13 protein-coding genes are annotated in these 15,092 nt (G+C 68.1%); 10 read left to right on the top strand and 3 right to left on the bottom strand.

Features of this window, described 5'->3' with window-relative positions; all coding sequences use genetic code 11:
- Window positions 1–73 precede the first annotated feature (73 nt).
- Window positions 74–925, bottom strand: coding sequence for a TetR family transcriptional regulator C-terminal domain-containing protein (locus tag R4I43_RS16005; RefSeq protein WP_407691259.1), 852 nt, complete (start codon window positions 923–925; stop codon window positions 74–76).
- 116 nt (window positions 926–1,041) lie between these two features.
- Between R4I43_RS16005 and R4I43_RS16000 the strand changes: the two genes are divergently transcribed.
- Entirely contained in the window at window positions 1,042–2,787 is a 1,746-nt protein-coding gene (locus R4I43_RS16000; protein ID WP_324266408.1) for a BCCT family transporter, read from the top strand.
- A gap of 56 nt (window positions 2,788–2,843) precedes the next feature.
- On the opposite strand, the gene R4I43_RS15995 is transcribed toward R4I43_RS16000, so the two are convergent.
- Entirely contained in the window at window positions 2,844–4,184 is a 1,341-nt protein-coding gene (locus R4I43_RS15995; protein ID WP_324266407.1) for a CitMHS family transporter, read from the bottom strand.
- A 164-nt stretch (window positions 4,185–4,348) separates the two neighbouring features.
- Here R4I43_RS15995 and R4I43_RS15990 point away from each other — a divergent pair, with 164 nt between their 5' ends.
- The 5 genes from R4I43_RS15990 (at window position 4,349) to R4I43_RS15970 (ending at window position 11,615) form a co-directional block, all read left to right on the top strand.
- Window positions 4,349–5,962, top strand: coding sequence for a sensor histidine kinase (locus R4I43_RS15990; RefSeq protein WP_324266406.1), 1,614 nt, complete (start codon window positions 4,349–4,351; stop codon window positions 5,960–5,962).
- Complete coding sequence (locus tag R4I43_RS15985) at window positions 5,959–6,627, top strand: response regulator (RefSeq protein WP_324266405.1); 669 nt, start codon at window positions 5,959–5,961, stop codon at window positions 6,625–6,627. Before R4I43_RS15990 ends, R4I43_RS15985 begins: the two co-directional genes overlap by 4 nt.
- A gap of 137 nt (window positions 6,628–6,764) precedes the next feature.
- Window positions 6,765–10,397, top strand: coding sequence for a DNA polymerase III subunit alpha (gene dnaE / locus R4I43_RS15980; protein ID WP_407691255.1), 3,633 nt, complete (start codon window positions 6,765–6,767; stop codon window positions 10,395–10,397).
- A 252-nt stretch (window positions 10,398–10,649) separates the two neighbouring features.
- Window positions 10,650–11,318 (top strand): DNA alkylation repair protein, encoded by a 669-nt coding sequence (locus R4I43_RS15975; RefSeq protein WP_324266403.1) that lies wholly within the window; start codon window positions 10,650–10,652, stop codon window positions 11,316–11,318.
- A 9-nt stretch (window positions 11,319–11,327) separates the two neighbouring features.
- Window positions 11,328–11,615 (top strand): putative quinol monooxygenase, encoded by a 288-nt coding sequence (locus tag R4I43_RS15970; protein WP_324266402.1) that lies wholly within the window; start codon window positions 11,328–11,330, stop codon window positions 11,613–11,615.
- On the opposite strand, the gene R4I43_RS15965 is transcribed toward R4I43_RS15970, so the two are convergent.
- Window positions 11,508–11,954, bottom strand: coding sequence for a zinc finger protein (locus R4I43_RS15965; protein ID WP_324266401.1), 447 nt, complete (start codon window positions 11,952–11,954; stop codon window positions 11,508–11,510). The two genes, R4I43_RS15970 and R4I43_RS15965, sit on opposite strands and share 108 nt — an antisense overlap.
- Window positions 11,955–12,345: 391 nt before the next feature.
- On the opposite strand from R4I43_RS15965, the gene R4I43_RS15960 reads away from it, so the two are divergent.
- From R4I43_RS15960 to R4I43_RS15945, 4 genes are read left to right on the top strand one after another with little or no spacing between them, the layout of a single operon-like run.
- Entirely contained in the window at window positions 12,346–12,882 is a 537-nt protein-coding gene (locus R4I43_RS15960; RefSeq protein ID WP_324266400.1) for a hypothetical protein, read from the top strand.
- Entirely contained in the window at window positions 12,851–13,315 is a 465-nt protein-coding gene (locus R4I43_RS15955; RefSeq protein WP_324266399.1) for a hypothetical protein, read from the top strand. Before R4I43_RS15960 ends, R4I43_RS15955 begins: the two co-directional genes overlap by 32 nt.
- Window positions 13,312–13,845, top strand: a complete 534-nt coding sequence (locus R4I43_RS15950) for a flavoprotein (protein WP_324266398.1) — start codon at window positions 13,312–13,314, stop codon at window positions 13,843–13,845. Before R4I43_RS15955 ends, R4I43_RS15950 begins: the two co-directional genes overlap by 4 nt.
- On the top strand, window positions 13,842–15,092 hold the full coding sequence (locus tag R4I43_RS15945; RefSeq protein ID WP_324266397.1) for an MFS transporter: 1,251 nt from the start codon (window positions 13,842–13,844) through the stop codon (window positions 15,090–15,092). The genes R4I43_RS15950 and R4I43_RS15945 overlap by 4 nt, the downstream gene beginning before the upstream one ends.

Below are 15,092 nucleotides of genomic sequence, written 5' to 3'. Positions count from 1 at the left end.
GCAGCGCGCCGGTCACGGACGTGCCGACGACTGATTTCCGCTGATCAGGTGGGGGTGTGGGGGCGAGTTCGGTTCAGTGCCGGACGATGGCGCGGTTGACGTGGTCGTGCAGTACCTGCCGCATCCGTTCCACCGAGCGGCCGGGGCGGTCAGTGAGGACTTGGATGCCGAGGCCGTCGATGAGGGCGGTCAGCGGGACGGTGAGGTCCTCGGGGTCGGTGTCGGTGACGAACACGCCCTGCTGCTGGCCTTCCCGGATGGTGCGGGCGATGGTGTCGTGCCAGCGGGTGTAGGAATCCGAGTGCAGCACACCCATCTTCGGGTTGCGCGCGCTCTCGTTCCACACCTGCAGCCAGATCGACCACTCCAGGCGGAGCAGGCCGGGTTTGGGCAGCTGCAGCTCGACGAGCCGCAGCAGCCGCTCGTGGGCGTCTTCGATGCTGTGCAGTTCGGCGACCTGCCGGTCGAAGGCCTGCCGCACGGAGTGGCGGAGGGCTTCGGTGAGCAGGTCGTCGCGGCCGGGGAAGTGGTAGTGGATGGTCGCCGCGCTGATCCCGCAGGCCTTGGCCACGTCGGAGATCCGCACCGCGTGGTAGCCGCGCTCGGCGATGAGGTGCCAGGCGGCGTCGAGGATCTGCTGGTGGCGTCCGGCTTCCTGGGCGTCGCGGGTGCGGGCCAGCACCGCCGAGCGCTGCGGGGCGGCGGCGACCGTCTCGGCCTCGTCGCTGCCGTTGATCAGCCAGTTCACCGTGACGTTGCCGGTCTCGGCGATGCGGGTGAGCTCGGCGGGGGTGAAGCGCCTGGTGCCCGCCAGCGACTTGGACAGCTTGGTGGCGTCCAGGCCGATCTGCTCGGCGAACGCGCGCTGGCTGCCCGGGTGCTCGCGCAGCACGTCCCGCACCCGTTCGCGCAGCGCCGACTCCATGTCCTCCACGGCACGCAACGCTAACAGTGCATTGCGACAATCGCAACGCATGGGTGCATCGCAACGGTGCTGGTTGTCACGAGCAGGCGCGAGAAGGACGAAAAACGGCGTGTTTCATGCGGTTATGTCGATTGGGGCTTGACGGTGGCGCGAAAGCCGCTCAAGGTGTACGCCATTGCGAAACTGACTCATCAGTAGAATCGCAACGCAATCCGATCGGTGAAGGCCAGCCGTGCAGGCCTCGGCCGCGACACTCTGGAGGTGCTTCCGTCATCCTCGCGACAGGCGGAAAAGTTCGAATCGACAGACGGATCTTCTGGTTCTCGGTGCTGCTCGTCGCCGCCATCTGCGTGCCGGTGATGATCGCGCCGGAACGAGGGCAGCAGGCCCTCGACAGCGTGCTCGGCGTGCTGACCGGCAAGTTCGGTTGGCTCTATCTCTGGTTCGCCGCGGCGGTCGCCGGCTTCCTGGCGTGGCTGGCCTTCAGCCGCTACGGCCGGGTGAAGTTCGGCGGTCGCGACGACAAACCAGAGTTCTCCACGCACAGCTGGCTGGCCATGATCTTCACCTCCGGCATCGGCGGCGGGATCATCTACTGGGGCGTCATCGAGTGGTCCTACTACTACGTGGAGCCACCGATGGGCATCCAGCCCCGCAGCACCGAGGCGGCCGACTGGGCGGCGACCTACCCGCTGTTCCACTGGGGCTTCACCGCGTGGGGCTTGTTCTGCCTCCCGGCCCTGGCGCTGGCCTACGCCTACCACGTGCGCAAGCAGCCGACGTTGCGGCTCAGCGACGCCTGCCGGGGCGTCATCGGTGACCGCGCCGACGGCTGGCTCGGCCGGCTCATCGACGTGCTGTTCATCTTCGGCCTGATCGGTGCCGCGGGCACCTCGCTGGGCCTGGAGGTCCCGCTGGTGTCCGAGGGCATCGCCGCGATGACCCCGCTGGAGAAGGGCACCCCGCTGGACGTCGGGATCGTCGTGGTGTGGACGGCGCTGTTCGGCGTGAGCGTGTTCCTGGGAATGCAGAAGGGGCTCAAGCGCCTCGCCGACGTCAACGTGTGGCTGGCGCTGGGGCTGGGACTGTTCATCCTGGTGCTGGGCCCGACGGTGTTCCTGATCGACACCTTCACCCAGAGCACCGGGATCCTGCTGCAGAACTTCGTGGAGATGAGCTTCTACACCGACCCGGTGGGCGGGTCCGGGTTCGAGGAGACCTGGACCATCTTCTACTGGGGCTGGTGGATCGCCTACGCGCCGTTCGTCGGCCTGTTCACCGCGAAGATCTCCAAGGGCCGCACGGTCCGCGGCATGATCGGGGCGATGTGCCTGGCGGGCAGCGCCGGGTGCTGGCTGGCGTTCATGCTGCTGGGCAACACCTCGTTGTACTTCGAGCTCAACAAGATCGTGCCGGTGGCCGACATCGTGCAGAACCAGGGCGACACCGCCGGCATCATCGCCACCCTGGCGCACCTGCCCTTCGGCTCGTTCGCGGTGGTGGCGTTCCTGCTGCTGATGGTGGTCTTCCTGGCCACCACGCTGGACTCGTCGGCCTACACGATGGCGGCGGTGGCGTCCAAAGATCTGCCGCAGGACAAGGAACCGGCGCGCTGGCACCGCGTCTTCTGGGCGGTCGTGCTGGCCGGGGTCTCGGTGGTGCTGATGTACACCGGTGGTCTCGAAGCCCTGCAGACCTTGTCCATCATCACCGCCTTCCCGCTGATCTTCGTGCTCGTGCTCGTGGCGATCTCGCTGGGCAAGTGGCTGCGCGCCGACTTCGCCGACACCGAGGCCCACCGCCCGCTGGTGGCGGCCCGCACCGAAGAACCCGAGGAGGAACCCGTGGCCGCATCGGTCTGATGCGTCCACCGCGGGCCGGGACCGCCGCTGCCGGGCGGCGATCCCAGCCCGCTGCATCAGTGGATCGCGATCAGGCCGAGCGCGAATCCGGTGCCGATGACCACGCCGCAGACCAGCAGGGCCCACTTGATCGCGAAGCGGTGGTGGTCGCCCAGATCGACCTTGGCCAGTCCGATGAGGACGTACATCGCGGGCACCAGCGGGCTGAGCATGTGGATCGGCTGGCCCAGCAGCGAGGCGCGGGCGATCTCCAGCGCACCGATGCCGTGCTGGGCACCGGCTTCGGCGAGGATCGGCATGACGCCGAAGTAGAACGCGTCGTTGCTCATGAAGAAGGTGAACGGCACGCTCAGCACCGCGACGATGACGCTGAAGAACGGGAACAGCGCGTCCGGCAGCGCGGTGAGCAGGTACTGCGCCATCTGCTCGATCATCCCGGTCCCGGACAGCACCCCGGTGAACACCGCGGCGGCGAAGACCATCGCGACCACCGAGACGATGCTGTCGGCGTGCGAGGCGATCCGGGCCCGCTGCTGCTCCAGGTGCGGGTAGTTGACGATCAGGGCCAGCGCGCAGCCGATCATGAACAGCACCGCGATCGGCAGCACGCCGGCGATCAGCGCGACCAGCAGCGCGATGGTCAGCCCGGCGTTGAACCAGTACAGCTTCGGGCGCAGCGATTCCCGGTCCGGGGCGAGCACGTCGAAGTCCGCCGAGCCGCCGTCGAAGGAGGCGGTGTCGACGGCGTCGGAGCCGCCGGTGCCGACCAGCACCGGTGCGGCGGTGCGCAGCCGGGCGCGTTCCCGCAGTCCCAGGGCGTAGGCGATGACGAACACCGTGAGCAGGCCCGCGGCCAGGGCCGGGATCATCGGCACGAACAGCTCCTGCGGGTCCAGCCGCATGGCGCTCGCCGCCCTGGCCGCCGGACCGCCCCACGGGACGACGTTGAGGATCGCGTTGGTCAGGCACGCCAGGCCGGTCATGATCACCGGGCTGACGCCGAGCCGGCGGTAGATCGGCAGCAGCGCCGAGACGGTGATCATGAACGTGGTGGTGCCGTCGCCGTCCAGCGACACCAGCGCTACCAGGCCCACTGTGCCCATGATCAGCCGCAACGGGTCGTTGCGGGTGAGCCGGACCACGCCGCGCGCGATCGGGTCGAACAGCCCGGCGTCGATCATGATCCCGAAGTACAGGATCGCGAACAGCAGCATCGCCGCCGTCGGCGCGACCGACTTGATGCCGTCGGTGATCATGTCGCCGAGATCCGGCGCGAAGCCGCCGACCAGCGCGAACGCGATCGGGATGGCGATCAGCGACACCATCGGTGAGAGCCGTTTGCTCATCACCAGGTAGAGGAAGACGGTCACCATGCCTAAGCCGAGCAGCGCGATCAACGCGTCCTCCTCTCTGCGGACCAGCGGTGGTCCTCGTTACAGCGCCGTTGCGTTTCGGGGAACCGTAGGTGAGCCCGCACACCCTGACGAGAGTTGTCGATGTTGTCCGCGTATCCCGTGTTGAGCACGTTCTGCGCGTTCTGCTCACGTCGTATGGTCGGGGGATGTCCCACCGCCCGATGCGGTTCGCGCGACAGGCGCTGCTCCTGCAGATCGGCTTGATCACCCTGGTGACCACGATCGGCTTCTTCCTCGTCGCGTCGCTGCTCGACCGCCACCTCGTCGACCAGTACGGTCAGCGCGCGCTCACCGCCGCTCGCGTGCTGGCCACCGATGCGGAGCTGGCGAACGCGGTGGCCGCGGGCGATCTGCCCCGGGTGCACACCCAGGCCGAGCGGGCGCGGGCCGCCTCGGGCGCGCTGTTCGTCGTGATCACCGACCGCAACGGCATCCGGCTCTCGCACCCGAATCCCGCCGAGGTCGGCGAACCCGTCAGCACCGATCCGCGCTGGGTACTCGCCGGGCACGAGGTGGTCGACGTCCAGCGCGGCACGCTCGGCGTCTCCGCGCGCGGCAAGGTCCCGCTGCGCGCCCCGAGCGGCGAGATCCTCGGCCAGGTCAGCATCGGTTTCGACGCCGAGGAGATCAACACCGCGCTGCTGCGGCTGATCGGCACGGCCGCGGCCTTCACCGGGGGAGCGCTGCTGGTGGGCATCGCCGGTGCCGCGTGGCTGACCCGCGTGCTGAAGAGGCGCACGCTGGGGCTCGAACCGCAGGAACTGGCCGAGCTGGTGCGCCAGCGCGAAGCCGTGCTCTACGGCATCGACGAGGGCGTGCTCGCCGTCGACGCCTCCGGCGAGGTCTCAGTGCGCAACCGCGAGGCCGAGAAGCTGCTCGGCGCACCGCTGGAGGTCGGCACGCCGACCGCCGAGCTGGACATCCCGACGCGGCTGCGCGAACTGCTGGTCAGCGGGCGCCAAGCCGACAACGTGATCACCTTGAGCGGGCAGCGGGTGCTGGTGGCCAACCACCGGCCCGTCCTGCGCGGCGACGTCGAGCTCGGCAGCGTGCTGACTCTGCGCGACCGCACCGACCTGGAGTCGCTGAACCGGGAACTGGACAAGGTGCGGAGCGTGACCAACACGCTGCGCGCGCAGCGCCACGAGTTCACCAACCGGTTGCACACCCTGTCCGGCCTGCTGCAGACCGGGCGCAACGAGGAAGCCGTCGAGTACGTGCAGGCCCTCACCCACGGCGAGGTCACCGGCCTCGGCCCGGCCGCCGAAGCGGTGCGCGACCCCTACCTGGTGGCGTTCCTGTCGGCGAAGAAGTCGGTGGCGGCCGAGAAGGGCGTCTCGCTGGAGCTCGCCGAGACCAGCTGGGTGCCGACGGCGCTGCGCGCGCCGGTGGAGGTGATGACGGTGGTGGGCAACCTCGTCGACAACGCCGTCGACGCCGCCCGGGTGGGCGCGGCCCGACCGGCCCGCGTCGAGGTCGACTTGCTGGCCGACGGCACCGCGCTGCACGTGTCCGTGCTGGACAGCGGCGACGGGGTCGCTGAGGAGGCGCGCGAGGAGATCTTCGCCGAGGGCGTGTCGTCCAAGCGCTCCGGCGGCAGCGGTCTCGGTCTGGCGCTGAGCAGGCAGGCGGCGCGCAGCCTCGGTGGTGAGGTGCGGCTGGCCGGTCCCGCTGGGCAGCCCGGCGCGCTGTTCGTGGCGGTGATGCCCGATGCTCTCGAAGAAGAGGGTTCCCCTGCGAGCGAGGAGGCGCAGTCGTGATCGGTGTGGTCGTGGTGGACGATGATTTCCGCGTCGCGCAGGTGCACGCGGAGTTCGCCGATCGCGTTGCCGGTTTCCGGGTCCTGGGCACCGCCCGCACCGCCGCGCAGGCGCGTGAGCTGATCGACGAGCAGAACCCGGACCTGGTGCTGCTGGACAACTACCTGCCGGACGGCGACGGGGTGGGGCTGCTCGCCGAGCTGGAGACCGACGCCATGATGCTCACCGCCGCCACCGATCCGGCCACGGTGCGCGCCGCGTTCGCCGCGGGAGCGCTGAACTACCTCATCAAACCGTTCACGGCCGAGCAGCTCGCCGACCGGCTCAACGCCTACGCCCGCTACCACGCGCGCCTGCCGGTGACTGGCGGTGCCGTGGACCAGGAGGAGGTGGACCGGGCGATGCGGCTGCTGCGCGAGGGCGACCGCCCGGCCACCCCGAAGGGCCGCTCCTCGCTGACCACGCAGCTGGTGCTCGACGCCCTGCGCAACGGCGGTCGCGCCCGCTCGGCCGCCGAGATCGCCGACGAGCTGGGCATCTCGCGCGCGACGGCGCAGCGCTACCTGGCCGCCCTCGCCCAGCAGGGCCAGGCCATCATGACCCTCCGCTACGGCGCCAGCGGCCGCCCCGAGCACCAGTACGAACCGATCCCGGCGAGCCGGTAGCCGAGATCACCCCGGGGTGAGCACTGCGACATCGACATCCCGGTGCTTCTGTAAAAGGGCTGGTCAGGAGGGGTTCCCGTGGCTGGCGACACGATGTGCGGCCTCCGTCGGTGAGCCAGGCCGGACGGATAGAGTTCATGTTCGTCCTGCCGTCCACGAGCTCAGCCGGAGATCTTCGCGTGTCTGATCCGTTCGTCCACCTGCACGTGCACACCGAGTTCAGCATGCTCGACGGTGCAGCCAAGCACGATGCGCTGTTCTCCGAGGTGGCTCGCCTCGAACAGCCCGCGGTGGCGATGACGGACCACGGGAACATGTTCGGCGCGCACTCCTTCTACACCAAGGCGGTGAAGGCGGGGGTCAAGCCGATCATCGGCATCGAGGCCTACATCGCTCCCGAGAGCCGGTTCCACAAGAAGCCCGTGTTCTGGGGCGAGCGCGCCCGCACCGGCAAGAAGGAAGTCGACGAGTACGGCGAGAGCGGCGACGTCTCCGGCGCCGGTGCCTACACGCACATGACGATGCTGGCGCAGAACTCGGCCGGGCTGCGCAACCTGTTCAAGCTGTCGTCGCTGGCGAGCATGGAGGGCTTCTTCCGCAAGCCGCGCATGGACAAGGAGCTCATCGCCGAGCACTCCGAGGGCATCATCGCCACCTCCGGGTGCCTGGCGGGGGAGATCCTGACCCGGCTGCGGCTCGGCCAGAAGCAGGAGGCCCTGCAGGCGGCCTCGGACTACAAGGACATCTTCGGGCCGAACCGGTTCTTCATCGAGGTCATGGACCACGGCATCCAGATGGAGCGCAACATCCGGGGCGAGCTGCTCGACCTGGCCAAGCAGCTGGACCTGCGCACGGTGGCGACCAACGACAGCCACTACGTGACCAACGACCAGGCCGGGCACCACGACGCGCTGCTGTGCCTGCAGACGCGCTCGATGATCGCCGACACCGACCGGTTCAAGTTCAACGGCGACGGCTACCACATCAAGAGCTCCGAGGAGATGCGCGAGTACTGGGACGAGGAGGTCCCGGGCGCGGCCGACAGCACCCTGCTGATCACAGACATGGTCGAGGGCTACGAGGAGGCCTTCGCCGCGCACAACCGGATGCCGCAGGCCAAGGTCGAGGTCGGCCGCACCGACGTGGAGGTGCTGCGCGACGAGGTCGAGTCGTTCATCCCGACGCGCTTCAAGGACGGCGAGTTCACCCAGGAGTACCGCGACCAGCTCGAGTGGGAGCTCAAGGTCATCACCGAGAAGGGCTACAGCTCGTACTTCCTCGTCGTCGGCGACATGATCCGCTGGGCCAAGAACAACGGCATCCGCGTCGGCCCGGGTCGTGGTTCGGCGGCCGGTGCGCTGCTGTCCTACGTGCTGCACATCATCGACATCGACCCGCTGCAGCACGGGTTGCTGTTCGAGCGGTTCCTCAACCCCGAGCGCGACTCGCCGCCCGACATCGACATCGACTTCGACGAGCGCCAGCGCGAGCGGGTCATCCAGTACGCCAAGGAGAAGTACGGCGAGGAGTTCTTCGCCAAGGTCATCACCTACGGCACGATTAAGACCAAGGCCGCGTTCAAAGACGCCGCCCGGGTGCACCTCGGGCAGGCGGGTTTCCAGCTGGCCGACCAGTTCTCCAAGGCGCTGCCGGCGCCGATCGCGGCCAAGGACATCCCGCTGTCGGGCATCGTCGATCCCGAGCACGAGCGCTACCCCGAGGCCGCCGAGGTGCGGTCGCTGATCGAGACCGACCCGCAGATCGGCAAGATCTTCGACACCGCGCGCGGGTTGGAGGGCCTGATCCGCAACGCGGGCGTGCACGCCTGCGCGCACATCATCTCGCGCGAGCCGCTGCTGGACGTGCTGCCGCTGTGGAAGCGCGACGACGGCGAGATCATCACCGGCTGGGACGGTCCGCAGTGCGAGGCGGTCGGCCTGCTCAAGATCGACATCCTGGGTCTGGTCAACATGACCACGATCGACGACACCGTGCGGATGGTGAAGACCAACCACGGCGACGAGATCGAACCCCTCGAGATCCCGCTCGACGACGACAAGACCTACGAGATGCTCGGCCGCGGCGAGAGCTTGGGCGTGTTCCAGCTGGAAGGTGGCGGCATGCAGTCGCTGCTCAAGCGCATGCAGCCCACCCGGTTCGGCGACATCGTGGCGTGCGTGGCGCTGTACCGGCCGGGTCCGATGGACGTCAACGCGCACCTGGACTACGCCGACCGCAAGAACGGCAAGAAGCCGGTCGAGCCGATCCACCCGGAGCTCGACGAGCCGCTGAAGGACATCCTGGGCGAGACCTACGGTCTGATCGTCTACCAGGAGCAGATCATGGCGATCGCGCAGAAGGTCGCCGGGTACACGCTCGGACAAGCAGACCTGCTGCGTCGTGCGATGGGCAAGAAGAAGAAGGAGGTGATGGACGAGCAGTTCGCCCGCTTCGAGGCCGGGATGAAGGAACGCGGCTACTCCAAGGAGGCCATCGACCAGCTGTGGGCGACGGTGCTGCCCTTCGCCGGTTACGCGTTCAACAAGTCCCACGCCGCCGCTTACGGCCTGGTGACCTACTGGACCGCGTACCTCAAGGCCCACTACCCGGCCGAGTACATGGCCGCGCTGCTGACCGCCAACAGCAACAACAAGGACAAGACGGCCGTCTACCTGTCGGAATGCCGGCGCATGGGCATCCAGGTGCTGCCGCCGGACGTCAACGAGTCCATGACCCAGCACACCGCGGTCGAGGGGCGCATCCGCTTCGGCATGGGCGCGATCCGCAACGTCGGGTCCAACGTGGTCGAATCGGTCATCGCTTCGCGCGAGGAGAAGGGGAAGTTCTCCTCGTTCACCGACTTCCTCGACAAGATCGAGATCACCGCGTGCAACAAGCGGGTCATCGAATCGCTGATCAAGGCCGGTGCGTTCGACTCGCTGCAGCACACGCGGATGTCGCTCAACGCCCACCACGAGGCAGCGGTGGACGCGGTGATCGGGCTCAAGCGGCAGCAGGCGATGGGCCAGTTCGACCTGTTCGGCGGCGGCGATGAGGGACCCAGCGAGGACACCTCGCCGCTGGCGCACCTGCAGTTCTCCGACGAGGAGTGGCCGCGCAAGCAGCTGCTCGCCTACGAGCGGGAGATGCTGGGCCTGTACGTCTCGGCGCACCCGCTGGACGGTGCTGAGCGGTTGCTGGCGCCCTACCAGGACACCACGATCGCCGAGCTGGTCGGTGGCGAGCGCGAGCCCAGCGGTTACGGCAGCAAGGAGCAGCAACCCAAGATCGCGGGAATGATCTCGGGCATCCAGCGGCGGCTGAACAAGAACGGCCAGCCGTGGGCGATCGTGACGCTGGAGGACTTCGAGGCCAGCGTCGAGGTGCTGTTCTTCCCGAAGTCCTACGAGATGTTCGCCGACTGCCTGGTCGAGGACAACGCGCTGGCGGTCAAGGGCCGGGTCAACGAGCGCGAGGGCGAGATCAGCGTGTTCGCCTCCGACGCCGTGCCGATCGACATCACCGCTGCCGAGACCGATCCCGGCAGCGAACCGCCTCTGGTGCTCAAGGCCGACTCCCGCAAGCTCAACGCCGACGTGATCAGCGAGCTCAAGCAGACCCTGACCGCGCACAAGGGCACCACGCCCGTCCACGTGCACCTGGGCAAGACGCGCCTGGAGCTGCCGAAGTGGCCGGTCAACGTGTGCACCGAACTGGTGTCGGAGCTCAAGTCGGTGCGGGGAATCGCGGTCGAGCGCGCAGGACGGTGACCAGTGCCGCCCGCTCCGGTCCACAGTGGACGCGGGGCGGGTGGCCAGCCTGACTGCTCCGTGGTCTCAGCGCACCCGCGCGACGGCGCCGTAGCCCAGCGGGCTGGCGACGTCGGTGGATTCCGCGGGTCGTCGCAGCGCCACTCGGGCAGGGTCACCAGTCGGGCTCGTCCAACCAACGTTCGGCGCTCTCATGTCCGCCGCGCGGTGCGCGGCTAGGGTGAACTGGCACGTTTCGGACTGGAGGTGAGGATGGCTGACACGACGGTCGAGGAGTTGGTGGCCGAGCTGGCCGAACTCGAGGACCCGAAGGTGCGCGCGGTCAACGAGCGGCACGGCGACGACCACGGCGTGAACCTGACCAAGCTCCGCGCCATCGCCAAGCGCCTCAAGACCCAGCACGACCTGGCCCCGCAGCTGTGGGCGACGGGTGACACGGCGGCGAAGCTGCTGGCGGTGCTGATCTGCCGCCCGAAGTCCTTCGACCGCGACGAGCTCGACGCGATGTTGCGCCAGGCCCGCAGCCCCAAGGTGCACGACTGGCTGGTGAGCTACGTGGTGAAGAAGAGCCCGCACGCCGAGGACCTGCGGCTGTCCTGGTTCGACGACCCGGATCCGGCGGTCGCCAGCGCCGGGTGGGCGCTGACCAGCGACCGCGTGGTGAAGAAACCCGACGGGCTCGATCTCGTCGGTCTGCTCGACACGATCGAGGCGGAGATGAAGGACGCGCCCGAACGCCTCCAGTGGGCGATGAACACGTGCCTCGCCCAGATCGGCATCGAGCACTCCGAGCACCGCGCCCGAGCCCTCGACATCGGCGAACGCCTGCAGGTCCTCAAGGACTACCCGACGTCCCGAGGCTGCACGTCACCGTTCGCACCGATCTGGATCACCGAGATGGTGAGCCGCGAGGAGAACTAGGAGGAGTTCGTGTCGTTCGCCGTGATCGCCCGTTACGTCTGCGCCGAGCCGGACGTGGAGGAAGTGCGCGCAGCCCTGCTCGACGCCCGCGAGGGAACCCTGCAGGAACCGGCGAACCAGGCCTACATCGTGCACCAGGACGCCGACGACCCGCGGGTGTTCCACCTCTACGAGCAGTACACCGACCGCTCAGGCTTCGACGCCCACACCAACAGCCCCCACTTCGCCGAACACATCCTCGGCCGAGTCCGCCCCAAACTCCTCGACCGCACAGTCACCTTCGCCAACGTCCTCTAGCGCTGCGGAGCTGGAAAGCGGCGCCGGCTTGACGGAGCAATTCCCGCTCTTGGGTGCCTTCGCACGCGCTGGGGCGGCGCTCGTGTGATCACGTCCGAACTCCCGAGGGCTTGTCGGCGTCGATTCTGCTGGTGGCATGGGTATTCCGGCGATTTCGTGCGCGCGTCTGTCGCATTCTGGGCAGGTTGGCCAGAACCAGGCCACGTCGCTGCGGTCGGCTGTCCCCAACTTTCCGCAGAGCGTTTCGAATTGTTCGCCATCTCGGGGTGCCATTTGTGCGGTCGCACGTCGCGCCGCCTCGCTCGGGCACCACGTGAAGGGGTGCGGGCGGTAACTCATGGCAGCAGCTAACTGCGCGTGATCGAAAGGGTCGAGAGCGCCTGTTGGGCGGCGATGAGGCGACCATCGGGCGTCGGCGCGGTGAGGTGCGAAGACAAGGCGTTCGGGTCCCGGTCTGTTCACCTGTTCGGGGAAGAACGGGACGTTCGGGCAGGCTGGTTCAGCTGTTCCTGATCAGAGTGCACGCGAACTCGGTATCGTGGGTGCGCCTGTGATCGGGGAGAGGACGATGGCGAGACGACGGGATTCTCTTGCTGCGCGGCGTGAGGCGCTGGGACTGACCCAGGAAGCTCTAGCGTGAAAGCTCGGCGTCGAACTGTCGACGGTCGGACGATGGGAACGTGCGACGTTGACACCGCAGCCGTGGAGACGGCCGTCGCTGGCGAGAGCGTTGCAGATCTCGCTCGACGAGCTGGACGACCTGTTGCGTCCCGAACAGCCGGCTTCCCCGGGCACGCGTGATGATCAGCGACCGGTTGCGAGCCGACGCGAGGTCATGGTCGATGCCGCCGTTCTCGCCGGGGCGGCGGTCGCCGATCACATGGGCAGCGGAGGTGGAAACGAATCAGACGAAACTGGTTCGTCGACGTCGGCGCAGTTCTCCGTCGCAGGAGTGTCAAGCCAGGTCGCCGAAGTGCATGGCCGGTACCAGGCTGCGCGCTATGCCGATGTTCGACAGCTGATCCCGTCGGTGGCCGCGATGGTCGACGCATTGGCCGCCGAAGTGCCGGGGACTCCGAGCAGGGCCGTGTTCGGCGTGCGATGCAGTCTCAAGATCGTCGAAGCGAAACTGGCGACCAAGGCCGGAAACGCGTGCCGAAGAAGTGGCCGCGGAGGCAGCGCAGCGAGTGCGCGGCCACGACCCGCACAGCCTGACCTGGCGAGGTGCGCTGACGTTGGTCGGCGCGATCATCGCTGCTCGTCGTGATGACCCCATCGAGGTGTATCGCCGTCTCGATCACGCCGAGGAATTGGCCCGGTTTCTCGGCGCGGACGAGAACATCGGGTGGACGGCCTTCGGCCCGACGAACGTCCGGATTCACCGCCTGTCCGCCGCAGTGGCCTTGGCTGATCCTTCCGTCGCGCTGCAAGAGTCCGAAAAGGTGGATGTCACCCGGATCCCGGTTGGGCTGCGGGGGCGGCAAGCGCAGGTCCACCTGGACAGCGCTTGGGCTCACACGCAGCTCGGTGAAGATGCGGAAGCGGTGATCCACCTGCTCGACATAGAACGAGTCGCACCTGAACTCGTGCGTGCCAACCCGAATGCTCATGAACTGATCCACACGTTGATGCGGCGTGAGCGTCGCTATCGCGTTCCGGGGCTGCGCGGGCTTGCGCAGCGCGTGGGATGTGCCGCATGAATCCGACTGCGCCTTGCTCGTACCTCGTGGTTTGTGCTGCTCCGCCGGTTTTGCGGATCGAGGAGCTCATCACGTCGTTGCAAGCCGATGGCTGGAACGTCGTGGTGATCGCAACCCCGATGGCAGCTACGTGGATCGACCTCGACGCCGTCTCGCGCAACACTGGATGTCTGACCCGAGTTCACGCGGAGCCGCCTCAACAGCGTGACTCGCTGCCGCGTGCTGACGCGGTCGTGGCCGCTCCGCTCACCTTCAACTCCGTCAACAAATGGGCAGCGGGAATCAACGACACGCTCGCGCTCGGCGTGCTCAATGAAATGCTCGGCGCCGATGTCCCGATCCTCGCAGTCCCGTGCGTGAAGTCGGTCCTGCGCAAACACCCCGCCTACGACGAGAGCATCCGGCGACTGACCGGGTGCGGCGTGTCGTTGCTCGACCCCGACGCGGTCACGGTCCGAGCCGATGACGGCCTGGCGACTTTCGCCTGGCCGCAGATCACCGCAGCGCTGAGCGAACTCAACGGCACATGAGCGAAGAGCGTGCTTCGGTGGGTGGGGTTCGGAGTGGCGCGTTTCGGTGTCTTCTCGGTTCGTGGGGTGCTTCGTCGGTCGGGGACGGGGTGCTCACGGCGGCCTTGCCGCTGTTCACGGCGGTGAGCACTCGTGATCCGGTGTCGGTGTCCGTCGTGGCGGTCGCGTCGGTGTTGCCCTGGCTGGTCGTGGCGCTGCCCGCTGGGGCTCTCGTGGATCGGTGGCCGCCGCGGACGACCTTGATCGTCAGTCCCGTGACTCGCAGTGGGCTGACGTTGTCCTTGGGCTCCCTGGTCATGTTCGGGCGCGCGGACGTCGTGGTGGCGGTGTGCGCGTTCCTGTTGAGCAGTGCTGAGACGTTCGCGGATTCTGCTGGTCAGACTCTGTTGGTGACGGTGGCAGGCCGGTCCGAGCTGGAGCGCGCCAACGGGCGCGTGGTCAGCACCGAAACCGCGGGTGTGGAGATCGCCGGGCCGTTGGCCGCAGCGGGGCTGTTCGCGTGGAGACCGGAGTTCTGCTTCCCGGCCGGGGGAGTCACCTTCCTCATCGCGGGTGTGCTGGCGGCGACGGTGCGGGTTCGGGTCCAGCGGCCGGTGAAGGCGGAGACCACGGCGGTGCGCGCCGAAGTGCTCGAAGGGATGCGGTTCCTCGTGCGGCAGCGCACGCTGCGGGTCGTGGTCGGTGTCGTGGGGATGACCGCCTTCGTGACCAGTGGTGTCAACGCCGTGGCGTTCCTCTACGCGATCGAGTCGCTGCGGCTTCCCAAGGCCTCCGTCGCCACCTTGCTCGTCTGCACCGCACTGGGGGCGCTCGCCGCGGCGCCCCTGGCGTCCAGGTTGGCGCTGCGATGGGGCGGCGGCAGGGTGATGATCGGCGCTCTCGTCATCCTCGCCACCGGCATCGCGACCTTGGGCGCCGGAAGTTCGCCGTGGGCGGCGTGGTTGGCTTACCTGGGCATGGGTGTCGGCGCCGGGGCCTGGAACGTGCTGTCCTCGGCCAACCGCCAACGGCTCACCCCGCCAACGCTGATGGGCAGGGTGACGAGTGCCCACCGGGTGCTGGCGTGGGGGCTGATGCCGCTCGGTGCGGCACTCGCCGGGCCCGTCGCTGAGGTGACGTCGCTGCGTGCGGTCATCATCGGTGCCGCCGTCGTCGTCATGGCGATCGCCTTGATCTCCGGCCCGAGGTTGGTCGTCCTGGGCCGCATGGCCGCCGAGAGCGAGGTCGTCGAATCCTCGCCCGGGTAG

This window comes from Saccharopolyspora mangrovi, assembly GCF_035320975.1.
GTDB classification, from domain to species: domain Bacteria; phylum Actinomycetota; class Actinomycetes; order Mycobacteriales; family Pseudonocardiaceae; genus Saccharopolyspora; species Saccharopolyspora mangrovi.
This window is presented reverse-complemented; position numbering and strand designations above follow the sequence as displayed.

What these genes read in the sequence shown, in the direction of transcription:
- R4I43_RS15945 (WP_324266397.1), top strand. Translation starts at nt 13,842, where the DNA reads ATGAGCGAAGAGCGTGCTTCGGTGGGTGGGGTTCGGAGTGGCGCGTTT.
- R4I43_RS15965 (WP_324266401.1), bottom strand. Translation starts at nt 11,954, where the DNA reads ATGAGTTACCGCCCGCACCCCTTCACGTGGTGCCCGAGCGAGGCGGCG.
- R4I43_RS15990 (WP_324266406.1), top strand. Translation starts at nt 4,349, where the DNA reads ATGTCCCACCGCCCGATGCGGTTCGCGCGACAGGCGCTGCTCCTGCAG.
- R4I43_RS16000 (WP_324266408.1), top strand. Translation starts at nt 1,042, where the DNA reads ATGCGGTTATGTCGATTGGGGCTTGACGGTGGCGCGAAAGCCGCTCAA.
- R4I43_RS15950 (WP_324266398.1), top strand. Translation starts at nt 13,312, where the DNA reads ATGAATCCGACTGCGCCTTGCTCGTACCTCGTGGTTTGTGCTGCTCCG.
- R4I43_RS16005 (WP_407691259.1), bottom strand. Translation starts at nt 925, where the DNA reads ATGGAGTCGGCGCTGCGCGAACGGGTGCGGGACGTGCTGCGCGAGCAC.
- R4I43_RS15975 (WP_324266403.1), top strand. Translation starts at nt 10,650, where the DNA reads ATGGCTGACACGACGGTCGAGGAGTTGGTGGCCGAGCTGGCCGAACTC.
- dnaE (WP_407691255.1), top strand. Translation starts at nt 6,765, where the DNA reads ATGTTCGTCCTGCCGTCCACGAGCTCAGCCGGAGATCTTCGCGTGTCT.